This window comes from Bifidobacterium dentium JCM 1195 = DSM 20436 (genome assembly GCF_001042595.1).
GTDB classification, from domain to species: domain Bacteria; phylum Actinomycetota; class Actinomycetes; order Actinomycetales; family Bifidobacteriaceae; genus Bifidobacterium; species Bifidobacterium dentium.
The window spans coordinates 695,624-718,872 of the sequence record NZ_AP012326.1 but is presented as its reverse complement, the minus strand read 5'-3'; the positions used below and the strand labels follow the sequence as shown (position 1 = coordinate 718,872).

Genomic DNA, 23,249 nt, shown 5'->3' with positions numbered 1-23,249 from the left:
TTCGCTCTCATGAGAACGAACAAGCGATGTGTCCAACTTCTTCAAGAGGCAAAGCGTGAGAGCCGATGCGCCATCCCCGCAACGCAGGCCGACGGGAAGGCGCTGCGTAAGCGAGTGGAGCACGGGGAACTTTGCTCGCCGCACCGTGGCCTCTTCATGGAGAACGAATACTGGAACACATTGGACCCTGCACAAAGAACCATTCATCAGGTTCGCGCCCTGCAGATCCAAAATCCACGAATCATCTTTGCCGGTCCGAGCGCAGTGGCCGTATATGGATATGAACATCCATGGAGCATACATGCAAGCGGAATATACCGCGCGGACTGCTCGCGCGGCAATCAAAAACCTACGAATCATGCTCTTGGGCGCATCTACATGCCAAGGATTTCCGAACGAATCATCAACGGAATACGCGTCACCACACCGGAACGGACGCTTCTTGACTGCTCGTTGATGTTCCCTTTCCGCAAGGTGTTGCCCATCTTCGATTCCGCAATGGCACAGGATTCAGAGCTTAGCGAGAAAATCACGGACCTCATTCCAAGGATTCGGCGAAACACAGATGCTTTGAAGAAACTGCTTGCGTACTGCAACCCACTATCCGACAACGGAGGCGAATCGTTCACCCGCGCAACGATGATCGAGGAAGGATTCCAAAATCCGCTCATCCAGCACGTAATCCATGATCCATCCGGTGGCGGTAAATGGTATCGGGTCGATTTCATCTGGTTCCTGCCTGACGGACGGATTATCGTCGCCGAATACGATGGCATGGCGAAGTACACCGATCCCATGATGACCGACAGGAAAAACATCCAGACAATCGTCAATGAACAACGAGATCGCGAGCAGTCGCTCTGCAGTTGGGGCGTGACCAAAATAGTACGTTTGTATTACGAAGACGCAGTGAATCGAACTGGCCTGGTAAGCAAGCTCTGCCAAGCCGGAGTGCCTCGCCCGTTCGTACGAATGCAACCCAGTTTGTCATAGACAGTCTTCGGACCGGGGATTGATTCATCTGCACCCGAAATGCATCGGATTCGTGCGGGAATCATTCTCAGTGGCTGGTTTTTGGGGCAATAAGCCGGTTCTCTACGGCCACAGCTCCAGATGTGGTGCTTGGGGCACGGTTGCAGGGTAACGGACCGGTTCTCGCGGGGCGCGGCCCCTGATGACCATGTTCGGGGTTGTAGCTGTTGGATAATGGGCCGGTTCTCGCAGGGCACGGCCCGCAACGGCGGGGTTGGGGGGCGCAACCGTCGGGCAACGGGTCGGCTCTCGCGGGACATGGCCTATGACAGCAGGGGGTTGGGGACGTAGCCGTCGGGCAACGGAACGGCTCTCGCAGGATACGGCTTCCGGAGTTGGGGTCTGGGGAATGACTGTCGGGCAATGGGATGGTTCTTGCAGGACACGGCCCGCAACAGCAGGGGTTGGGGGCGCAACCGTTGGGTAACGGACCGGTTCTCACAGGCAAAAGCCCATTCAATCACATGGCGGACCATTATGGCGGCCCGTTCCAAGTCATTCAGTACCTACAAACAAAAGGTGGTATCAAACCATAAAGGTTCGATACCACCTCATAGCTGCCGCCCGGCCCACCGGCCGGTCAGGCTCACTGACGACCGGAGTAGTTCGGCGCCTCGGCAGTCATGACGATGTCGTGCGGGTGGGATTCGCGCAGACCAGCGTCGGTGATGCGGATGAAACGTCCGCGTTCCGGCATTTCGGCGATATTGTGGGCGCCGATGTAGAACATGGACTGGTGCAGGCCACCGATCATCTGGTACAGCACGGCGTTGAGCGGTCCGCGGTACGGCACTTCGCCTTCGACGCCTTCCGGAACGACCTTGTCGTTGGACGTGACATCGGCCTGGAAGTAGCGGTCCTTGGAGTAGGACTTCTTGCCGCGCGGAGCCATGGCGCCAAGGGAGCCCATGCCACGGTACAGCTTGTACTGCTTGCCGTGCAGGAGCACCTTCTCGCCCGGAGCCTCTTCACAGCCTGCGAGGGTGCCGCCGAGCATCACGGAGGATGCGCCGGCCACAAGAGCCTTGGCAATGTCGCCGGAGTAGTGGATGCCACCGTCGGCGATGCATGGAACACCGGCGGCACGGCAGGCCTGAGCGGCCTCATACACGGCGGTGAGCTGCGGAACGCCGACACCGGCGACCACGCGGGTGGTGCAGATGGAGCCCGGACCCACGCCAATCTTGACGGCGTCGACTCCGGCGTCGATCATGGCCTGTGCGCCCTGACGCGTCGCCACGTTGCCGCCGATGATATCGACGCCCTTGAAAGCGGAATCGGACTTGAGACGGCTAATCATGTCGAGGGCGAGCTTGGCCTCACCGTTAGCGGTATCGACCACGAACACGTCCACGCCGGCCTCCATTAAGGCGGAGGCACGGTTGTAGGCATCACCCAGGAAACCGATGCCGGCGGCAACGCGCAAACGGCCCTGCTCGTCCTTGGTGGCATCCGGATACTGCTCGGTCTTGACGAAGTCCTTCACGGTGATCAGACCGGTCAGGTGGCCTTCGGCGTCGACCAGCGGCAGCTTTTCGACCTTGTACTTGGCCAGCAGGTCGTGGGCGTCTTCCTTGGAGATGTTGGACGGACCGGTAATCAGATGCTCGCGGGTCATCACGTCGGAGACCTTGAGGTGATCGTAATCCTCGGAAGCGATGAAGCGCATGTCGCGGTTGGTGATGATGCCGACGAGCTTGTTGTCCTTATCGACGACCGGCAGGCCGGAGATATGGAAACGGCCGCACAGCTTGTCGAGATCGGCCAGCGTCACATCCGGGCTCACGGTGAGCGGATTGTTGATCATACCGGATTCGGAACGCTTGACGACATCGACCTGAGCGGCCTGATCGTCGATGGAGAGGTTGCGGTGCAGCACGCCGATGCCGCCGTTACGAGCCATGGCAATGGCCATGTCGGACTCGGTGACGGTATCCATGGCGGCGGAAATGGCCGGAACCTTCATCGTGATGTTACGGGTCAGATGAGTGGTGGTGTCCACCTCGGACGGAATGACATCCGTCTCGTTCGGCAGCAACAGCACATCGTCATAAGCGAGGCCAAGCTGAGCGAAAATCGGTGGAAGTGGAGCGTACGTGGAATCTGCATTCATATCAGGAATTGTAGCCATAGACACACTTTATAACGCCCTATGTATTAGGGGTTATTGCTGGGTGTCAAGAATTGTCGTCGCCTTTAGAAATACAGGACAACCGGTATAACCGGATGTCAGATGATGCAGTTGATTCTGCCGAGTAAATGCCGGCCAATTCTGGTGTCACATACACTAGGACACGCGATCTCACGAATCATGATGTGGGTGCATGGGTCGGTGGAATGCCGACGCCCTAGGTCGGGTCCAGGGACACCATGCGAATGGCGTAGGACACGTAGGCCGGATAGGACACATAGGCCGCGCATGTGTCCCGTGTGGCCCACGTGCCCCACGTGGCCTACGACTTTTGAGAGGTATCGATAGGCAATGAGGATACTGCAGGGCCATCTGGTAAACCCAAGAAACCCTTACCATTTCAAGGGTACCGATGGGACATGTACCCTCTCAGAATCAGTATCCTCCGTATTAGGGAGGTTCATCGAACGAGCCAACGGCGGTGACTTCATGAATACTGAACCCGTCAACGATTCGTTGCCGGGCGAACATGGGAAATCCCCATATCCGGGGTACTCCCTTGGCGAGTATCCCGAACCCAACTGTGCGTATGATACGCACAGCTCACCCTCATGCGCGCGGGCGGCAACCATGTGCGCGATGCACACGGTCGGGGCCGACGTGACCACCCCGTGGAAAACGACGCCATGCCGGCATCCCTGCCGGTGGTTCGGCCCCATAAACCCCAGACACGAAAAGGAGAGTTTCGGCGGCGCGCTTTTGGCGCCCTCCATCGAACTTTCGGAACGCCCCCTAGGGTGTGGGGGTGGGCCCGGCCGGTAGGGAGGCGTTCGGCCGGGCCCGTGCGTGTCCCCGCCGTCCGATGGAAACGCTAAGGACGGATGGCGGGGAGGAATGGTTACTTGCCGGCGCTCAGGCTGACCTTGCACAGCGCGTGCGGTTTGAGCGCGTCGAGGCTGTAGCGTGCCTCGAGTCGGAACTGCACGGCGTTGGTCTTGAACAGGGTGCCGTACGCGTCCCATGCGAGGGCCATCGTCGCGTCGGTGGCGATCTGCAGGGAGCCCGAGCCGATGACCCATGCCGTGCCTTCGGGCAGTCCGGCGGCCACGGCCACGTTGTTGCCCCAAAGACGCATGTTCACCGGGTCGATGGCGTTGTTGGTCAGGTAGCGGCCGGTGGTGTCCTTGGCGGTGCATACGGCCAGCCAGTCGGCCGGGCTGATGGCGATGGTCTGTACCGTGATGCCCTGCCGTTCGATCTGGGCGATGCCGTTGACGATGGTGTCGAGGATTCCTCCGGCGAACGCCTGCGTCTTGACGCCTTCGATGTGGTCGAGTCCGAGCAGGTGGGCGTCGCTGCCGTCGCCGGTGAGGATCTCCCTTTCGAGGGTGCGCAGGATCTCGGTGTACAGCCGGCCGGTGATGTGTTCCTGCACGTCGAGCCCGCCGTATTCGCCGCCACCCAGCAGCACGTACTTGTCGATGGGGTCGGACAGTACCGCGATTACCTTGAGCTGGCGGCGCTGCTTCTCGAGTCCGATGCTGAAGGTCGGCTTCTCCTGTCCGGCCGGCACCACGGCGGCGGAACCGGGATTGTCCGGGGTCTTCTCCATAAGTATGTCGTAGTCGCCGCTCTGGCAGAGGAACGCGGGAATGTATTCGAGCAGCTGGGGCGGCACCTCGTCGGCGGCGTCGCGGATGGGCTCGTTCGCGTTGATGATCGGCACGGGGAAGATCGCGCTGCCGGTCAGTGCGGGGGCCGTCTTGGTCGCGTTCGTGGCGTTGTGGCCGTTCCATGCGGCGTTCATGGATTCCTTGACGCTGCGGATGGCGACGCGGCCCTTCCTCAGGGTCGGGTTCATCGCGTGGCCGTTGTCCTCGTTGCGGGCGAAGGTGTATGCCTTGGTGTTGATGTTGTCGTTCATGGTTTCCTCGTATCCTGCTTTCGATGTTGCGGTAAGGGAGTGGATTGACACGTCGTCGGACGGTACGGACGCGGCCAGCATGCGGCGAAGCTTCTCGTCTTCCTTGCGTGCCCTCTGTTCAAGGTCTTGGCGGAACTCCTTGAAGAGTTCGTAATTGTCCAGCGTGGCCTGTTCCTCGGGCGTGATGGCGCGCTGCTCGATCTGCGCCCGCCGGCGGATGGTGCCGGCCTGCTCGGTCTGCTTGTCCATTGCACTCTTGGTGAAGATGGTGTGCGGGCTCTGATCTTCGAGGTATTGCAGTATGCGCCGGTTGGCGTCGAGGATGCGCTCCCTGCTCCCGTCGTCCACGCCCTTGGTGAGTTTCCTGTGGGCGTCCGCCAGATGGGTGGTGTTGCGCTGGAACTGTTCGGCGTACGCGGCCTTGACCTGCTCGGAGGTCATGCCGGACGTGTTCGGCGTGTACGTTTCGGCCGGGGCCTGCTTGACGCCCTCGATGCTGGTGTCCGGGTTCGCGCCACGCGGCACGATGGAGACCTCGAGGAGCTTGACCGCGCGCAGTTCGTTGCACTGGCCCGCCATGCTGTCGGCCGGCCCTTGGTCGATGACCTCGTAGCCGAACGACATCTGGTTGAGCCGGTGGCCCTTGAGCAGCCTGTACACCTGCATGGCCCTCGGGTTCGTGTCGATGTCGAGCTGGCCGGTGACGCGCAGGCCGTGATCGTCCTCCACGGCCTCGGTCACGTAGCCGATGTTGTAGTCGGGGTCGGACTCGTTGTGCCCGTACAGGATGGGGATGCTGTCCCCCGTTTCGCCCCACGCGCGCAGCGTGTCGGCGAACGCGCCCTTGCGTACCACGTCGCCGTAGCAGTCGGGCGTGCGCGTCCATGTGGACGCGTAGGCGGTGAACTGGCCTTCCTGCAAGGACCGGCCCGTCTTGTCGCCTTTTACCGCGATATGCGATTCGTTGCTTTTGATATGCATAGATGAATCAGCCTTAAAAAATAGAAAAAGGGAAAATATGCTGCTGGTCGGAAAGCACGCATCCCTGCCATGCCATATGTGGCGGATGGCCGCGTGTCCGGCCGTTCACGGTTGCGAACGTTGGCGGGCGTTGATGCCGGCCGTCGCTGGCTGATCGTCCGAACCCCGGCGGAACGTTCGCGAACCGGAAAGGTCGGCGGCCGTTCGGCGCATGGGCCCGATACGTCCCATGCTACCACAACGGCCGCCGGTCAATGGGGAACACTGCGGGGACGGGGTCTACTCGATGCCCGCCTCGTCGGCCTGCCGCAGGACGTCCTCGGCGTATTCGACGCTTTCCATCGCGTCCACCCAGTCGAGCATGGCCTTCGGGCTGATCTGCTTGTCGTTCATGTGTTTATCTCCTTACTGTATGAGGGGTTGGGTGCCCGCGAAGCGCGCGGGCGGCGCAAAATCCGTTACGGGGCCGTTCACTCCCCTTGTTCCCTGAGTTCCACGCCTTTGAGCCAAGCGCGCACCTCGGTCAGGCTGCGCATTCGTATACGGTCTCGTCGTGTTCGTTCGCCCTGACGGCCCATGTCGCGCCGTGCGCGTCGAACAGCATCTCCAACGCGAGGTTCCGGCGGTCGAGCACGTCCCGCAGTTCGCGGGCGGCGGCCATGAGCAGCGACTCGTACAGGCGCAGCCGGTCCGTCGCCCTCCCGGTCCCGCGTTCGGGCAGCAGCCGCTGCTCCAATAGCGTGGCGAGCCCGCCCGTGGCGGCCAGCGCGCGGGTCCACGAGTAGCAGGCGGCGCAGTCGTGCAGCCACGCGACGAACCCGTCGGCGGTCGCGTCGGCGAGATCGTGGACGATGCCGGCCGTGTCGAACGTGTCGTCGTAGCCGTCGCAGATCAGGGACGCGCGGGGCATGTCCTCGTCGTCGTTGAGGTAGATGCGGTACTCGAACCCGTAGACCGGGTCCGTGCCGTCGAACAGCAGTATGGCGTCCTCGGCCCAGTCGGTGTCGAACACCCACGCCTCGCCGGCGACGTGCGGGTAGACCGGAGGCGTGATGCGCCCGTCGGCGTCCACGTCGATGACGGTCGCGTCGGCCTTGGTGGTGGTTGTGGTGGTGGTTGTGGTGGTCATTTCATGCTTCCTTTCGGATGGTTGGTTGTTGATGGTTCGCGAAGCCGGTCGGGATTCGTGGCGGCGAGGCTAGAACAGCGGGGGCTGTTCCCATCGCCGTCGTGCCGGGCGTTCCGGGTAGGGGTCCGCTTCCAGTCCCATGCCGATCAGCGTGCGGCGCAGCTCGCACAAGGGGCACATGGTCCAGCTCCCGGTCGCCATGATGCTGGCGGCTCCCGCGCGGTCCGCGGTCAGCGGGGAACCGCATAGCGTGGTCGTCCTGGTGCCGTCCGGCGTCGAGTCGTCGATGTAATGCAGGATGTTCGTCATATCTCGATACCCCTTAAGGACATGGGTGCCGCGGCCTATGCCGTTCGCGCGGCCGGCGCGGGCTGCAGGTATCGCGCCCACGCGTCCTCGAAGTCCTCGCGTCGGTATCCGCGCACCGGGCTGCCGTGCCATCGGATCGAATGTTGGTGTCCGTGTCTAATCCCGATGTCGTATGGCTTGAGCATCCTGCCCAGATCCCTCACGCCGATTCCGGAATCCCCCATCGTTTCCCACGGGGAGTCCTCCAGTTCCTTCAGCCTGCCGATCAGGGTCACGGTGGGCAGTGACTGCTCCCCGGTGGCGTCGAACACGGTGCGAATGTCGTAGAGCAGCCTCTCGCCGGCGCTGGTGGGCTCGACATGCTGCCCCGCGATGATTTTCGGCGCTATCGCCGCCGCGATGCCCGGCCAAGGGCCCCCGGCGAGGCCGGCCACGATGAACAGCGGCTCCCACACGTCCGCGTCCCTGTCCTGGATCGCGTCCGGCAGCCGGGGATAGTCGGCATCCCTCCACGTTTCGACTATCGACGCCTGCACCCGTCCCCAGCGCTCCAGCCGTTCGCGCAAGGGCGCGGCCTCGGCCGTGGCGCTGCGGTCGCGGAACGGTTTCAGCCTGGTGTCCGGCCTGCGGCGTTTCATCGGCACGATCACGGCACGGTCCTCTATCGTGTCCGGCAGTCCGCCGATACCGGCCAGACAGACCGGGGCGAATACCGGATAGTCGCAGACCTCCACCGTCTTGTTGCGGATCTCCGCACGCCCCACGGTCGCGCCACGCTTGTAGCCGGCGTTGATGATCCCGCGGATGGCCTCGGTGTTCTCGCTGGCCTTGCCGGTGAACAGCGCGTCCGTCTCGTCCAGGAAGATGGTCGGCAGCATGTCGCCCTCGTCCGGCTGCAGCTTGCGGAACAGGTAGGCCGGGCTCACATTGATCGTGTTGACGGGATTGGGGCATAGCAGCGCGGTCACCTCCTGCGCGCGGGTCTTGCCGCTGCGTTTCTCCGGGCTGGAGAATATGAGCCGCGGCGTGGTGTAGAGGGTGTCGGCGAACCATGTGTGCGCGATCCACAGCGTCACCGCGGTGGCGAAGTCCTCGGATGGGAAATCGACGTATTGCGTGATGAATCTGCGCGTCTCGTACAGCAGCCGGTCGCCACGTTCCGTGCTGTCCGCCGAAAAAGTGCCACATGTGCCACTTGGCGTTACCTCGCGGTTTTCACGTGCCACACACGTGCCACGCGTAACAGGATGTAGCGCCGATGTAACACCTGAGAACCTTGATGTGTCGCCAAGTGGCACATGTGGCACATTTTTCGGGGATAGCGCGGCCGCCACGCCTCCCATCTCATTGCCGTTCATCGATCTTCCTCCCGATTTCCTGCCGGATCCAGTCGGCCAGCCGTCGTGCTTCTCCCGCGGTCATGGCGAATTCCTTGCGGGTGAGCGGATCCGCGCCGATGCCGATGGTGATGGTGTCGTTATCGCGGGTCGCCCGCAATAGTTCCGGTTGCGTGGTAGGGACGCCGAACTTGTCGTAATCCACGCAATGAATGAGACGCAAATCCTTCATGCCTGCCTCACCTCTCCCCAGTCGAGCGGCTCGAAGGGCGTGCCGTCGAGGGTCCGCGCCACCCCGTCCCCGAAGTAACAACCCGTGGGCCGGGCGCGTTGGCCCGTGCCGATCTCCCGGAGGATGTTGAGCAGCCGCATGTATTCCGTGTAAGCAGTACGCCAGTCAGTCCCGCCAACGCCACGATCAGGGCGGCCAGCGGATGCCATTCGGCCAGTCCCGCGGCGAGCGGCGTCATCGCCAGACCTGCCAGCATGGGCGTTTCCTGTATCCATCGGGGCATCACCTCGGGTAGACTGGTAGACGGATTAGGGATAGTCCTTTTTTCGCTGGCCGTGACGGTTGCCCCCGTCGCGGCCTTTTTCCTTACGTCGGTCATGCAGCCACCTCCGTGTGTGCGTCCAGCCATGCCTCAACGGTTTCGGGACGCCAACGAACGCGGCTCCCTATCTTGATGGCCGGCGGAACCTGATCCGGCGCATAGCATCGCTTGTGATTGATCGCCGAAACACTGACGCCTAGATACTGCGCGAGATCTTTTACGGTCCAGAGCTGGGAAACCTGTGTGTCCATTTCTATCCTTCCGCCATTGCGTACCCATTAATCGGTATGCAACCTAAGACAGATGATAGCACTTGTTTGCGCATACATAAATTAGTAAGCAATTGCGCGTGTCGCAATAAGTACGCATAATTAACATATGAGTTTTAATGAAGGTAAAAATTTCACTAGCGGTAGCACCATATATCGGGTATGGGGCGAGGAAGATTCACTTAGTGGCCTGTTCACTCCAATAGCACCGGATCTAGCAATTCATCCCTACGATGCATTGATCCACGTTTACGCGAGTGATGTAAACGATCCACTCAGACCATACATGCATGTCGAAATTGGACTAACTTATTCGGCCACCGAAAACCAGATGATTATCAGCAAGTGCGATTTCACCGGTGAAACTTGGTTCGGTGGCTTAAAAGTCAGCAACATGCATAAATTACCTATTGAACGGATAGTGAAAGATTTCCCGCCTGATCTATATGTGATTGATGATGGCACACCATGCGGCATACTTGGAGATTGGGATGCCGTTTTGTCAAAAGTGCCTTTTTCCGAATACCGTGAGCAAGGGCCATGCGACAACACCTTGAAATGGGTTGCTAGAATCTACTACGTCGCGCAATTATTCCGCGAGTCTCCCGCAAAAAGCGTTTCCGAACGGTTCGATATTCCCATGCGTACCGCATCGCACTGGGTGAAACTAATGAAAGAACGAGTGTGGCCAGAAAGCATCATGGATAGGAACGTAGAAGATTTGGAACAAAACTTTTCGTCACTGAAGATGGAGACAGAGGAAGACATAGCACAACGTTTCTACCGCGTCACCGGCGTGGGCGGCGAATGATGCCACGGCCACGTATTCCCATCGGACAGCATGGCACGTTCCGCTACACCCACAACGAAGGAGGCCAGTGGGTGGCGCACTGCCGCATGCGCATGAACGACGGCAGTTTCCGGCAACTGGAACGTTCCGCCCCATCAAAGGAACGCGCGAGAATCCTACTCGAGGAGTACTGCCAGCAGCTGAAACGCAGGACGTTCGGCGCCATCGAACCGAACACGACCCTAGGCGATCTCGCCGGCCTGTGGCTGGCCACGCAAACCGGTAAGGCGGAAAACACCATCAACGCCTACACGAACGCCTACCGGAAATACGTGTCGCGTCTCGACTCGCTGACCATCGCCGAGGCAACCCCGCTCGTATTGCAGACGTTCCTCGATGGCGTGGCCGGCGGATCAGGCAGCGCCACGGTGTCCATGGTCAAACTTGTGCTTTCCGGCATGATGGAGATGGCCGTGGCCCAGGGCGCGATTCTGCACAATCCCGTGCGGGACCTGAAACGAATGAGCAGGCACCGGGAGGGATCCGTGGCGATCCCTGCCGACAAGGTGCAGAAGTTCCTCAAGGCCGTCGAAACAAACGAATGGCTCGTAAGCCATGACGAAGCCGATATAATCCGTCTGATGCTGTACACCGGCCTACGCGTAGGCGAGGCGTGCGGCCTATGCTGGGATTGCGTGGATTTCACGGCGGGGACATTGAGCGTCGAACGTATAGCGATCCGATGTAAGGGCGAGGGCATGACGTTGCAGGCGCACCCCAAGACCGAACACAGTCGAAGGACCATCACAGCCCCCAAATCGATAATGCACATGCTGGAATTACGCAGGATAAGCCTTGATACCGGCGGCATCCCGAACCCTCATAACCTCGTGTTCCCGCGCCCTTTGTCGGGTGGCTCATGCGAATACCTGGTACGTTCTCCCAATGTCGTGGCCAGTGATCTGCGGCGTGAACGTGAGGCGTTGGGTTTCGGAAAAGGCGAGAGCCTGTCACCCCACTCGCTACGGAAAACATGCGCTTCGCTGTTGCATGACGCCGGATTGAACACTCTGGACGTCGCCGACTATCTGGGCCATTCCGATACGGCAACCACGGAAAACGTGTATATCGCCCGGGGACGCAACAGCGGCAAGGCCGCGAACGCGCTCGAGACGATGATTGAAAATGCCGGATAAATGCCGGATTGTCTGCTAATAGCGTTTTTGGACCATCGTATTGAGCGCTGAAAAGCGTTGCAATACAAGGCGTTGACGGGTTTACCTAGCGGCATCACGTTAATAGACACACTATATGAACGCGTGCTGACTTAGCGCGACACGACGGAATCTACACGGAAACCAATCGTAAGGCCGGTACGTCACATAACCCCGTGGCCGTTCATAGGGGTGCATCGTTTCCGTAGGATTCGCGGATGCGGCTCAGTCGTGCCTGGCATGCTGTGCGTCGGCCCGGGCGTTCTCTTCGCGCAATTCCGGAATCCTATGCTTCAGATAGGGATACATCGTGGCGATCGTCAGCAATACGGTCGCAATCAGGAAACCGATCAGCACATGCTGCGCCTTGAAGAACAACGTCATAATCGAACCGAATGCGATCAGCGCAGCCCAGCCCCACAGAATCAGCACGGCTCCCTGCACGGAATGACCGATGCGCAACATGCGGTGATGCAGATGCATTCGGTCAGGATGCATCGGCGATTGCCCTTTGCTCACACGCCGTACGATCGCCAGGCACATGTCGAGAATCGGCAGGAACAATACCAGAATCGGCAACAGAATCGGCATGAATACCGGCAGATAGATGCTGGCATGGATGGTGGCCGGATCGAGCCGGCCGGTCATGACGATGGATGCGCATGTAATCAGATAGCCGAGCAGCATGGAACCGGAATCGCCCATGAACAGTTTCGCAGGATGCCAGTTATGCAGGATGAATCCGACGCACATGCCGACCATGGCGATGTCGATCAACGTCGCCATCGACGCGTACGACGGCGAATTCCGGGCGATGATATACGAGTAGATGGCGAATGCGATGCCACCGATGGCGACGATGCCGGAGGCGAGGCCGTCAAGACCATCTACGAAATTCACGGCATTGATGGAGGCAACGATGAGGAACGCGGTGATGGCCATGGAGAGACTCGGCGATGCCGTCACCAACGAGCCCAATGGCAGCGAGATGATCTGCAGGCCGCCCCATGCCACGAATACGGAGATCAGCAGCTGCCCCGCAAGTTTGAGCATCCAATCAAGATCCCACAGGTCGTCGGCCATGCCGAGCAGGCTGATCATGACCGCGCCGGCAAGAATCACCCACGCCTGCTTCGATTGCGCGAACAGCACTTCGATGAACGGGATCTTCGACGCGAAGAGCATGGAAACCGTAAAGCCCATGAGCATGCCGAGACCGCCCAGCCGCGGCGTCGGAATGGTGTGCACGTCGCGTGCGCGCACCTCTCCGACGGCGCCGATTTCGATGGCGACGTGGCGAATCAACGGTGTGATCAGATAGGTGACCCCGCCGGCGATGGCCGCGATGAACAGGTAGATTCTCATATGCCCAATGCACCGCCATTCAGGGTCAGCGCCTTACGGATCACGGCTTCGCGTATCACTCCCTCTCGAAGGATCGAGATACCGTCGCGTCCATGAGGATCGGCCGCGACCACCGTGGACGACACATGCCCTGGCGTCGCCCCTCCATCGAGATACAGGCCGACGGCATCGCCCAAGGCCTCGACCGCCTCGTCGACGGTCTGCGCGCTTTCCTCGCCGGAACGGTTTGCGCTGGTTGCCGCCAGCGGGCCGACTGCGCGCAGGATGCGCAATGTGGCGGCGGAATTCGGAATGCGTACGCCCTGCGTAGTTTTGCCGGTGGCCGGATCCCTGCGAATCGTGGCCAGCGAACAGTTGTCTCGCGCTTCGGCAATCGGCGAGAACGCGCCCGGCATGAACATGGCGGCCAGCCGGTTCAACGGCACCGGAAGATCGAGCCGAAGCGCGTCCAGACCGTCGATCGAAGCCAACAGCACCTGCAACGGCTTGTATTTCGGCCGCTGCTTGACCATGTAGATTTTCCTGATGGCCTCGACGTTGCGTGGATCGCAGGCGACGCCATACACCGTATCCGTAGGAATCACGATCAATCCGCCGTCACGTATGATTTCGACGGCCTGGGCCAGGGATTCGTCCGTAATTGTGCGAACCTCGCTCATGACACCTCCCTCATAGCCTTGTCGACCTCACTATTGTAAGGCAGAACATTACGCACCAAGATAGGCCTTGCGTACCTGCTCGTCATGCAGCAGATCCTGTGCATCGCCTTCCATGGTGATGCGCCCGGTTTCGAGCACATATGCACGATCGGCGATCGATAGCGCCATTTTCGCGTTCTGCTCGACCAACAGTACGGTGATTCCTTCGTCATGAAGCTTGCGGATGATGGCGAAAATCTCCTTGACCAGCTTCGGCGACAGACCCATCGACGGCTCGTCCATCAGAATCGTATTCGGGTGGCTCATCAACGCACGCCCCATGGCCAGCATCTGCTGCTCACCGCCGGACAGCGTACCGGCCAGCTGGTTACGGCGTTCCTTCAGTCGCGGGAAATAGTCGAACACCATGTTCAGGTCGGCGGCCATGTGGGAGCGATCCTTCAGGCTGAAGGCACCCATCTCGAGATTCTCCTGCACACTCATGCGCGTGAACACGTGGCGGCCTTCAGGAATGTGCGCCATGCCAAGGGTCACAATCTTGTTGCTGTGCGTTTTGAGCAGGTCAACGCCATTGAACATCACGGAGCCGGATTGCGCCGGAGTCAGGCCCGTGATGGTGTGCAACGTGGTCGTTTTGCCGGCGCCGTTCGCGCCGATCAGCGATACGATCTCACCGTCGTTCACGGTAAGGCTGATGTCTTTGACCGCTTCGATCGCCCCGTAGGAGACGCTCAGATTCTTGATTTCCAGCATCAGGCTTCTCTCCCCTCGGCGGTTTCGTCGGTGTCATCGGCACCCAGATACGCGGAAATCACCTGCGGATCGTTGGCGATTTCCTCGGGCAGTCCCGATGCGATGGTGCGTCCGTAGTCGAGCACCTGGATGCGCTGGCACACGTTCATGACAAGACTCATGTCATGTTCGATGAGCAGGATGGCGATGCCGAAACGATCCCGGATCACGTTGATGCAGTGCAGCAGATCTTCGGTTTCCGTAGGATTCATGCCGGCCGCAGGCTCGTCGAGCAGCAGCAGTTTCATGCCGGTCGCCAGCGCACGCGCGATTTCCAGCTTGCGTTGCGCACCGTACGGCAGATTCGCCGCTTCGGTGTTGGCCAGACCTTCCAGACCGAAGATGCGCAGCAGGTCGATGGCCTTGGCATGCATGTCACGCTCCTGCTTCCAGAACTTCGGCGTTCGGAAGATCGCACCGCCCAACCGATACGTGAAGGACTGGTCGAACGCGACAAGCACGTTCTCCTCCACGGTCATCTTGTCGAACAGACGAATGTTCTGGAAGGTCCTTGCGATGCCGGCACGCACCACCTGATACGTTTTCTTGCCGTTCATACGCCTGCCGTCGAGGAAGAATTCGCCTTCGGTCGGCTGATACACACCGGTCAGCAGGTTGAACACGGTGGTTTTGCCGGCGCCGTTCGGGCCGATCAGTCCGACGAGTTCGCCCGCGTTGATGGTCATGTTGAAGTCGGAGACGGCTTTGAGGCCTCCGAAGGTGATGCCGAGGTGTTCGGCGCGCAGAATCGGTTCGCTCATGCCTTCGCCTCCTTGTCATCGGCGCCATCGGAGGATTTCCCGTCGGTCTTTGCCACGGTGGCGGACCTGCCGTGCGCCTTGATGCGCGACGGATAGAACAGCTTGTTCACGAGTTTCGGCAGCGAGAACTCCCAGTTGCCGAAGATGCCCTGCGGACGGAACACCATGATGAGCACGAGCACCACCGAATAGACCAGCATGCGGTATTCGGAGAAGGCACGTAGCAGTTCAGGCAGAATCGTCAGGCCCACGGCGGCCACGATGGAGCCGGTGAGTGATCCCATGCCGCCGAATACCACCATGATCACGTAGTTAATCGACTGCAGCCAGCCAGCCATGCTTGGCGTCAACGCGCCGATGTACTGTGCGAAGATACCTCCCGCGATGCCCGCGAAGAACGCGGAAATCGCAAACACCATAACCTTCAGGTAGGTGATGTTGATGCCGGACGCGCCGGCCGCGATCTCATCGTCGCGAATCGCCTTGACCGCACGGCCGTACCGTGACCGGGCGAACATGAACAGCAGCACCACGGTCACGACGGTGATCCAGAAGACCACATACAGATTGGCAAGACGGTCGATGCCGATCAGTGCCTGTCCCTGCTGGCCTTCCGACAGGCCCTTGCCTCCGGCCACTTTCAGATTCTGGATGATCACACGGATGATCTCACCGAAACCGAGCGTGATAATCGCAAGATAATCGCCGTGCAGTCGCAATGCCGGAATGCCGACCAGGATGCCGAAGATGCAGGCAACCACACCGCCCGCGAAGGTGACGAGCAGGAATCGTAGCGTCGCATCCATCTGCACGCCGTTGGCGACGAGTAACTTGCTGAGCAAAGCCGCCGAATAGGCGCCGATCGCCTCGAATCCGCAACAGCCGAGCGTAAGCTGGCCGAGCACGCCGATGGTGAGGTTCAGCGACGTGGTCATGATCACCGCAATGCAGCAGGTCATGATGATGCCCTTGACATACAGCGAGGCCACGCCGGTTTCGCACACGGCCATGAGCAGGCCGAACAGCACCGCCACGCCGATGGCGCATACCAGATACGACTGCTTGATGGAAAGCATCGATTTCTTCATGATCACACCTTCTCGCTTTCCGGCTCACCCATCAGACCGGACGGCTTGACCAGCAGCACGATGATCAGGATGCCGAACACGATGGCATCGGAGAACGCCGATGTGATCACGCCAGCGGTGATGGTGCCGATATACGCCTTGGTGAGGCTTTCGACCACGCCGATCACCAGACCGCCCACCATGGCGCCCGGAATGGAACCGATGCCGCCGAGCACCGCGGCGACGAAGGCTTTCAGGCCCAGCATGGCGCCCATCATCGGGGAAACCTGCGGATACGAGACGCAGTACATCAGCGAGGCCACCGCGGCCAGACCGGAGCCGATGGCGAAGGTGAGGGTGATGGTGGAGTTCACGTTGATGCCCATCAGAATCGAGGCTTCCTTGTCTTCGGAGACCGCGCGCATGGCTTTGCCTTGCTTGGTGTATGTCACGAACAGCTGCAGCGCGACCATGATGACCAGGCCCAACAGCACCGTCAGGATGGTGGCACCGTCGATCTTGAGCCCACCGAGCGCCAAGGTCGGAATCTGGATGACGGTGGGCACAGTCTGATAGTCGGCGCCGAAAATCGCCTGGGAGCCGTTTTCCAGCAACAGGCTCATGGCGATGGCGGTAATCAGGGCGGTCATGTTGTTGCCCTTTTCGCGCACCGGCTTGTAGGCGGCCTTTTCGACGATCACGCCGACGGCCACGCATACGAGAATCGCAGGAACGACGGCAAGCCATGCGGGAAGACCGCAGGCGAGGATGAACGGAATGGTAAGCATGAGCACGTAGGAGCCGACCATGATGAAGTCGCCGTGCGCGAAGTTGATCAGTCGGATGATGCCGTAGACCATGGTGTAGCCCAATGCCACCAGCGAATACACGCTGCCGATTTTCAGACCGTTGAAGATCTGACTGATGAACATGATGATCTGATCGCCCATCATTCCTCCTTTCTTGTTGCGTTATGCGGCTTATTCGGCCGGCTGAATAGTGTCTTTGTAGGTCGGTGAGCCGTTCTTCATTTCCAGCACGATGACCGATTTCTTCGGGGAGCCGTGCTTGTCAAGCGTGAATGCGCCGGTGACGCCGGAGAAGTTCATGCCGGCGATGGCGTTGCGGATGTCGGTGCGGGTGGCGTGTTCGCCTGCCTGCTCGATGGCCTGCTTGAACATGTAGACGGAATCGTATCCGAGCGCGGTGAAGGTGTTCGGCGACTCGCCGTTGTTGGCGGCCTTGTACGATGTGATGAACCGCTGCACCTTCTTGTTGGACTTGTCGTCCGGTGAATAGTGTGTGGTGTAGAGCACCTTATCGTAACGAGCCTTGTTGCCGGTGGTCTTCAAGCCGTCATAGCCATCGGGTCCCATGATGTAGCCGTCGTAGCCGACGGAGCGCGCCTGCGGCACGATATACGGACCAACGGCGGAGTAATAGTACGGCGCGTACAGGAATTCGGCTCCGGACGCCTCGATTTTCTGCAGCTGTGACGAGTATTCGGTATCGTCGGTGCTGGAGGAGTTCTCTTCGGCCACGACCTGAAGCCCGGCTTGCTTTGCGGCTGCCACGAATGCTTTGCCCACACCGGAGGAATAGGGATCGCCGGTGCCGTAGAGTACGGCCACCTTCTTGACTTTCAGGGTCTCGGCGGCGTACTTGGCCGCGATCTCGCCCTGATAGGAGTCTTTGAAGCATGTACGGAACAGGTATCCGCCGGTTTCCACGGAGTCGGCGGTGGCGGCAGGTGCGATGGACGGCATCTGATTCTGGTCGGCCAGCGGCGCCACGGCTCCGGAGGTCGACGAGATGGTCGGTCCCAGCACCGCAATGACGTTCTTCTCGCCTGCCAGACGGTTGAACGCATTGGACGCTTCGATGACGTCGCCCTTGTCGTCCATGGATTCAAGCTTGACCTGCTTGCCGAAAATGCCGCCGTTCTCGTTGATTTCCTTGATTGCAAGCTTGAAGCCGCTGACTTCGGATTCGCCATAGGCGGCGGCTGCACCGGAATTGGTGGTGACCGATCCGATGGTGATCACATCGTTGTCCGCGATGCTGCTGCTGTCGTTGCTTGACGCATACATGTTGCCGCCGGAACAGGCGGATACGGACAGCGTCGTCGCCGCTGCGAGACATAGCACGGCCAGCCTTTCGGCATATTTGAATCTCATGTGCCGTTCGTTCCCTTCTCGTCTACCAAGCGCAGTCCGTTATAGTACGGTTCCGCGGAATTGTCACGATTTTCCCGAAATAAGATATCGGGGTCTGCCGGTGTAGTCGTTGCGTACCCGGGTGTTGGCGAAGCCGTGCGCGTTCGCATAAGCGGCCAGACGCTCGCCCTGTGAAATGTCGTGTTCCATGACCAGCAGACCGCCTGGTCGCAGCAGTTTGCCTGCGCGTAAGATGATGCGTTCGGGAATCAGCGTGCCATCGGCGGAACCGCCGTACAACGCCATGTCGGGATCATAGTCGCGCACTTCCGGCTGTTCGGGTATTTCGCTGAGCGGCACATATGGAGGATTCGTGAGCACGATGTCGATGGTGCCGTCCAGTTGGTGCAGTGTCGGCATCTGCGTGGCATCGCCGATTTCCAGATGATAATTGCCGATGATGCTGGGATGCGCTTGGGCCGTCTCATTGAGGTTACGCCGGGTCCATTCGGCGGTTCGCTCGCTTTTCTCCACGGCCCACACCTCGCTGCCCGGCACTTCCGTGACGACGGCCAGACCGATGGCGCCGCTTCCGGCGCACAGGTCGACCACACGGGCATGGTATCCGCCGTTGCGGGTGATCCAATCGATGCCTTCCTGCACGATCAGCTCGGTTTCCGGCCGTGGGATGAACACACCGGGACCGACCTTCAAGTCGAGATAGCGGAACGGCGCATGGCCGGTGATGTGCTGCAGCGGTTCGCGCCGGGCACGACGGTCGATCATCGCGTGGAATGCTTCGAGCGGTTTCACGGGATCCTCGGCCAGTCCGAGAAGCCCATCGCCCAGCAGCATGGCTTTGTTCACGCTCTGCAGATCAACGCCGAACGCCTCCGCGCACAGCAGTTTCGCATCATGTTCGGGTGTATCCACACCTGCGGCGCGCAGCATGGCCGCGGCACCGCGGACGATGGTCGCCACGGTCTCGTCTCCGGTCGACCGCGCCGATGCGGGGAGGGGCTTCGCCACGTCAGTCACTCGAACCCTTACTTCTGATTGGCAAGACGGTCGGCCTCATCCGCCTGAATGTCACTGTCGATCACGGCCTGCAAATCGCCGTCAAGCACGGCGTCAAGATTGTAGGCCTTGTAATTGGTGCGGTGATCGACAATGCGATTCTCCGGGAAATTGTACGTACGAATACGCTCGGAACGGTCCAGCGAACGCACCTGCGAATGACGCATGTCGGCGGCCTGGGCCGCTTCCTCCTCATGCTTCATGGCAAGCAGACGGCTCTTGAGCACGCGCAATGCGGACGCACGATTCTGGATCTGGCTTTTCTCATCCTGCATGCTCACCACGATGCCGGTCGGAATGTGCGTCATACGCACCGCGGAATAGGTGGTGTTCACGGACTGTCCGCCCGGACCGGAGCTCATGAAGATATCGATCTTGAGATCCTTCGGATCGATATCGATCTCATCGTCATCCTCATCAGCTTCCGGGAACACGATTACGCCGGCCGCGGAAGTCTGGATGCGGCCCTGCGATTCGGTCACGGGGATACGCTGCACACGGTGCACGCCGCCCTCATACTTGAGCGACGCCCACACGCCGTCTTCCGGCGCAGGCGTTCCCTTGGCGCGGATGGCCAGCTGAACGTCCTTGACGCCGCCCAATTCGGTGGTGTTCTCGCTTTGCAGGGTCACTGCCCAGCCACGCTTCTCCGCATACCTCATATACATGCGCAGCAGGTCGCCGGCGAACAATGCGGCCTCCTCGCCGCCGGTGCCGGCCTTGATCTCCATGATCGTGTCGCGGGCATCGTCCGGATCGCGCGGAATCAACGCGGTGCGCAGCTTCTCCTCGATCTCCGGCAATTCGTTTTCCAGTCGCTTGGCTTCTTCGGCGAAGTCCGGGTCTTCGGAAGCCATTTCCTTGGCGGCTTCCAGATCATCCTTCGTCTGCTTATAGGCGGTGTAGGCGGAGACGATTGCGCCAAGCTCGGCATGGCGACGACCCAGCTTGCGCATCTTGTCGGGATCCGATGCGACTTCCGGCTCGGCCATCTGCTGTTCGATATTGCGGTATTCCTCAAGCGCGGTGACCGCTGCGGGGAACTGTTCGTCTGCCAATGTACGCCTTTTCTTTACTTCATGATTTTCAGCGACTTGTTCACGGTTTTTCAGCGTCGCCGAAACCTACTCAACCTGTTCATCATATAAGGTGCCCCGGAAACGAAAAAACGCCAGTCCATAACGGGCTGGCGTTTTCATTGCCTAGGCAATAAGAATCACTTGGCCTTCTTGCCGTAGCGCTTCTCGAAGCGGGCCACGCGACCACCGGTGTCGAGGATCTTCTGCTTGCCGGTATAGAACGGGTGGCAGCTCGAGCACACGTCGACGGTCATATGATCGCTCTTGGCGGTGGAACGGGTCACGAAGGTGTTGCCGCAAGAGCAGGTAACCTGCACTGCGTGATAATCAGGATGAATACCCTGCTGCATAATTGTCTCCTAGAGATTCGGGGAACCCGGGTCGCAATGCCCCTATGGCAGAGCGTGAACCGGATAACCTTTGGGATTATAGCAGAAGGCCGGACTTTGTCTCATCTGTTCGCTGAGCGCTTCTTGGCCGGCGGTAAAACCGTACCTGCCAATGCCCGGAGGGAATGGTGGGGCGTCACGGGCTTGTACCGTGGACCGGCGGGTCCACGGTACAAGCCCGTGACGACTTATTGCAAAGGGTGGGTAGCGGCTTCAGATTCCTGGATCTGACGCAAGCCGCATAAATCAACCAGTGGGGCGTCGGGGGCTTGAACCCCGGACCGACGAATTATGAGTTCGCTGCTCTAACCGACTGAGCTAACACCCCACGCCATAATCGGCTAAAGCATAGTATCACCACCTGATGGAGGTGGTCAAAATGCGATTGCGACCTGAACCGTTCCCGCAGACCTGGGAACAAAGCGTGGATCAGTGGCTGACATATCTGAGAGCGGCGGGAAGGATGCCGAGCACCATTAAGACGAGACGGGTGAAACTATGGGGTTTCGTGCATTATCTTGCCGGCAAGCCGCCGGAAAACGTCACGCGCGCCGATTGCGAGAAATGGATGGGACGGGAAGGTCTTTCGGCCGAGACACGCAAGGGGATACGGGCGACGTTGACGAGCTATTTCGACTGGTGCGTCGATCACGACCTGAGATCCGACAATCCGGCCATCGGACTGCCACATGTCGCGGGATCGAAGCCACACCCTCGTCCCTGCCCGGAAACCGGTATCAGGGAGGCGATGGATGGCCTGTCCGAACGTGACCGGCTCATGGTCAGGCTCGGGGCCGAACTGGGGCTACGCAGGAGCGAGATAGCGAAGGTGTCCGGTCGTGATGTGGTCGGGCCGGCCGATAATGCGCTATTGCGGGTCGTTGGCAAGGGCGATAAGCAGCGGCTGATACCGTTGCCGCAGGATCTGGCCGTGCGAATCCGTCAGACTGGGGACGGCTGGCTGTTCCCGTCCCGTAACGATCACGGAATCAGCCATCTCACCGCCGGCCGGGTTGGCAAGATCGTAGGCAGTGCGCTGCCTCAATCGTACGGGACGCACAGTCTCCGGCACAGGGCCGCCACGCAGGCGTATCTGGCGACACATGATCTTCTGGCGGTGTCCACGCTTCTCGGGCATAGCAGCGTGGCCACGACGCAAAGGTACGTGGCCATGCCGCCCGAGGAACTCCGTAAGGTGGTCAGCTCACTTCGCGTTCATGCGTAGCGGGTTGTAGGCTACGCCGAATCCCGCGGCGAGGATCCCGCCGGCCGTGGTGATGTAATCGCCGATGGCGGGGTCGCCGAACCGGGAGAATCCGAAACCGACGATCACGCAGACAAGGCTGAGCAGGTAGATCCCTGTCCGCACGGTGTCGTTGAAGACGGGCCGGTAGGTGTCCTGACTGGTGTCGGATGCGTGATCCGCGATGTTTGGCGTGTTGCTCATGACTGGTCTCCTTCCACTGTGATTCTGAGCGTGGCGAGTCTCGCCTTGACGGCTTGTTCCACGCTGGCCGCGATGGTGTCGGGGTCGGTGCCCACGCTTTTGGCCAATGTCTCGAGCGCCGCCGACTGGGCCGCCACGGTGGCCGCGAGCTGTGGCGTCTGGATGTTGTCGAGTCCGTAGAGCCGGTCGCGTGCCTGAACGCCCTGGATGAGGAACGTCCAGACCCTTTCGGCCGCCGCGTTGGCGGCCTCGTCGGTGCCTTGCAGCCTGTCGCGGCATTTGACGCCGTTCTGCTCGAAATCCCAGACCGCTTCCGCGATCTCCTGTGCCGTTGGCATGGTTTCTCCTTCGTATCGTAAATAGCAATCCCATGGGTAGTCGTAGTAGGGTGAGACGTTCGTCTCGCCGTTCGTCTGGTCGCCGGCCGTGCCGGTGATGCCGCCCGTTTCGCTGATGCTGGCCTGCGCCAGCAGGCCGTCGCCCAGGTAGACGGCGACGTGATCGGCGTCGTTCAGCAGGATGTCGCCGGCCATCGGATGGCCGTCGGCGGGCAGTCTCGTCCAGCCGCGGCTGGTCAGGTTCCGGCTCAGGTCGCCCGTGTATCCGGCGCTGCCGGTATCGAATCCCGCTTCCTGCAGGCAGTGGATCACCAGGCTGCTGCAGTCGCAGTTGCCGCCGGCCGGGTCGAAATGCCACCGGTCGGTCTGTGAGTAGCCCATGTTCGCGGTCTGACACCAGTAGCGCATGCGCGCGCACAGTGTGTTGAGGTCCGCCAATTGTTCTCCTT

At 60.3% G+C, this 23,249-nt stretch carries 22 protein-coding genes and 1 tRNA gene; 4 read left to right on the top strand and 19 right to left on the bottom strand.

Features of this window, described 5'->3' with window-relative positions; all coding sequences use genetic code 11:
• Window positions 1–9 precede the first annotated feature (9 nt).
• Window positions 10–993: a CTP synthase gene (locus BBDE_RS03035; protein WP_033489569.1), complete on the top strand. Its 984-nt coding sequence runs from the start codon at window positions 10–12 to the stop codon at window positions 991–993.
• Between the two features lie 625 nt (window positions 994–1,618).
• On the opposite strand, the gene guaB is transcribed toward BBDE_RS03035, so the two are convergent.
• From guaB to BBDE_RS03005, 6 genes are all read right to left on the bottom strand, one after another.
• The gene (guaB, locus tag BBDE_RS03030) at window positions 1,619–3,163 is read right to left on the bottom strand and encodes an IMP dehydrogenase (RefSeq protein ID WP_033489571.1); all 1,545 of its coding nucleotides are present in this window, start codon (window positions 3,161–3,163) and stop codon (window positions 1,619–1,621) included.
• Between the two features lie 898 nt (window positions 3,164–4,061).
• Entirely contained in the window at window positions 4,062–6,068 is a 2,007-nt protein-coding gene (locus BBDE_RS03025) for an HK97 family phage prohead protease (protein ID WP_003837056.1), read from the bottom strand.
• 523 nt (window positions 6,069–6,591) lie between these two features.
• The gene (locus BBDE_RS03020; protein ID WP_003837059.1) at window positions 6,592–7,197 is read right to left on the bottom strand and encodes a hypothetical protein; all 606 of its coding nucleotides are present in this window, start codon (window positions 7,195–7,197) and stop codon (window positions 6,592–6,594) included.
• A gap of 69 nt (window positions 7,198–7,266) precedes the next feature.
• A complete protein-coding gene (locus BBDE_RS03015; protein WP_003837061.1) occupies window positions 7,267–7,506 on the bottom strand; it encodes a hypothetical protein in 240 nt (79 codons plus the stop codon).
• Between the two features lie 35 nt (window positions 7,507–7,541).
• Window positions 7,542–8,732 (bottom strand): DUF3631 domain-containing protein, encoded by a 1,191-nt coding sequence (locus tag BBDE_RS03010; RefSeq protein ID WP_003837063.1) that lies wholly within the window; start codon window positions 8,730–8,732, stop codon window positions 7,542–7,544.
• Between the two features lie 118 nt (window positions 8,733–8,850).
• The gene (locus tag BBDE_RS03005; protein WP_003837065.1) at window positions 8,851–9,075 is read right to left on the bottom strand and encodes a hypothetical protein; all 225 of its coding nucleotides are present in this window, start codon (window positions 9,073–9,075) and stop codon (window positions 8,851–8,853) included.
• 700 nt (window positions 9,076–9,775) lie between these two features.
• Between BBDE_RS03005 and BBDE_RS02995 the strand changes: the two genes are divergently transcribed.
• Window positions 9,776–10,477 (top strand): hypothetical protein, encoded by a 702-nt coding sequence (locus BBDE_RS02995; protein ID WP_003837070.1) that lies wholly within the window; start codon window positions 9,776–9,778, stop codon window positions 10,475–10,477.
• A complete protein-coding gene (locus BBDE_RS02990; protein ID WP_159430552.1) occupies window positions 10,477–11,652 on the top strand; it encodes a tyrosine-type recombinase/integrase in 1,176 nt (391 codons plus the stop codon). Before BBDE_RS02995 ends, BBDE_RS02990 begins: the two co-directional genes overlap by 1 nt.
• 243 nt (window positions 11,653–11,895) lie before the next feature.
• Here BBDE_RS02990 and BBDE_RS02985 read toward each other — a convergent pair whose 3' ends face one another.
• The 11 genes from BBDE_RS02985 to BBDE_RS02935 all read right to left on the bottom strand — a co-directional run bounded on the left by BBDE_RS02985 (window position 11,896) and on the right by BBDE_RS02935 (window position 21,343).
• Entirely contained in the window at window positions 11,896–13,035 is a 1,140-nt protein-coding gene (locus tag BBDE_RS02985) for an MraY family glycosyltransferase (protein ID WP_003837075.1), read from the bottom strand.
• On the bottom strand, window positions 13,032–13,694 hold the full coding sequence (locus tag BBDE_RS02980; protein WP_003837078.1) for an L-threonylcarbamoyladenylate synthase: 663 nt from the start codon (window positions 13,692–13,694) through the stop codon (window positions 13,032–13,034). The genes BBDE_RS02985 and BBDE_RS02980 overlap by 4 nt, the downstream gene beginning before the upstream one ends.
• Before the next feature lie 48 nt (window positions 13,695–13,742).
• Window positions 13,743–14,447 (bottom strand): ABC transporter ATP-binding protein, encoded by a 705-nt coding sequence (locus BBDE_RS02975; RefSeq protein WP_003837080.1) that lies wholly within the window; start codon window positions 14,445–14,447, stop codon window positions 13,743–13,745.
• Window positions 14,447–15,247 (bottom strand): ABC transporter ATP-binding protein, encoded by an 801-nt coding sequence (locus BBDE_RS02970; RefSeq protein ID WP_003837083.1) that lies wholly within the window; start codon window positions 15,245–15,247, stop codon window positions 14,447–14,449. The genes BBDE_RS02975 and BBDE_RS02970 overlap by 1 nt, the downstream gene beginning before the upstream one ends.
• Window positions 15,244–16,335 (bottom strand): branched-chain amino acid ABC transporter permease, encoded by a 1,092-nt coding sequence (locus BBDE_RS02965; RefSeq protein ID WP_033489574.1) that lies wholly within the window; start codon window positions 16,333–16,335, stop codon window positions 15,244–15,246. The genes BBDE_RS02970 and BBDE_RS02965 overlap by 4 nt, the downstream gene beginning before the upstream one ends.
• A gap of 2 nt (window positions 16,336–16,337) precedes the next feature.
• Window positions 16,338–17,264, bottom strand: a complete 927-nt coding sequence (locus BBDE_RS02960; protein WP_003844912.1) for a branched-chain amino acid ABC transporter permease — start codon at window positions 17,262–17,264, stop codon at window positions 16,338–16,340.
• A 30-nt stretch (window positions 17,265–17,294) separates the two neighbouring features.
• On the bottom strand, window positions 17,295–18,491 hold the full coding sequence (locus tag BBDE_RS02955; RefSeq protein WP_003837087.1) for an ABC transporter substrate-binding protein: 1,197 nt from the start codon (window positions 18,489–18,491) through the stop codon (window positions 17,295–17,297).
• A 63-nt stretch (window positions 18,492–18,554) separates the two neighbouring features.
• Window positions 18,555–19,421, bottom strand: coding sequence for a peptide chain release factor N(5)-glutamine methyltransferase (gene prmC, locus BBDE_RS02950; protein ID WP_187116110.1), 867 nt, complete (start codon window positions 19,419–19,421; stop codon window positions 18,555–18,557).
• A gap of 95 nt (window positions 19,422–19,516) precedes the next feature.
• Window positions 19,517–20,605, bottom strand: coding sequence for a peptide chain release factor 1 (gene prfA, locus BBDE_RS02945; protein ID WP_003837090.1), 1,089 nt, complete (start codon window positions 20,603–20,605; stop codon window positions 19,517–19,519).
• Window positions 20,606–20,763: 158 nt separating this feature from the next.
• Window positions 20,764–20,976, bottom strand: coding sequence for a 50S ribosomal protein L31 (rpmE, locus tag BBDE_RS02940; protein WP_003837091.1), 213 nt, complete (start codon window positions 20,974–20,976; stop codon window positions 20,764–20,766).
• A 293-nt stretch (window positions 20,977–21,269) separates the two neighbouring features.
• Window positions 21,270–21,343: transfer RNA gene (locus BBDE_RS02935), tRNA-Ile, on the bottom strand.
• A 51-nt stretch (window positions 21,344–21,394) separates the two neighbouring features.
• Here BBDE_RS02935 and BBDE_RS02930 point away from each other — a divergent pair.
• Window positions 21,395–22,240, top strand: a complete 846-nt coding sequence (locus BBDE_RS02930; RefSeq protein ID WP_033489576.1) for a tyrosine-type recombinase/integrase — start codon at window positions 21,395–21,397, stop codon at window positions 22,238–22,240.
• On the opposite strand, the gene BBDE_RS02925 is transcribed toward BBDE_RS02930, so the two are convergent.
• Complete coding sequence (locus BBDE_RS02925) at window positions 22,220–22,462, bottom strand: hypothetical protein (protein ID WP_003837096.1); 243 nt, start codon at window positions 22,460–22,462, stop codon at window positions 22,220–22,222. The two genes, BBDE_RS02930 and BBDE_RS02925, sit on opposite strands and share 21 nt — an antisense overlap.
• Window positions 22,459–23,208, bottom strand: coding sequence for an endolysin-like domain-containing protein (locus BBDE_RS02920; protein WP_003837098.1), 750 nt, complete (start codon window positions 23,206–23,208; stop codon window positions 22,459–22,461). The genes BBDE_RS02925 and BBDE_RS02920 overlap by 4 nt, the downstream gene beginning before the upstream one ends.
• Between the last annotated feature and the right edge of the window lie 41 nt (window positions 23,209–23,249).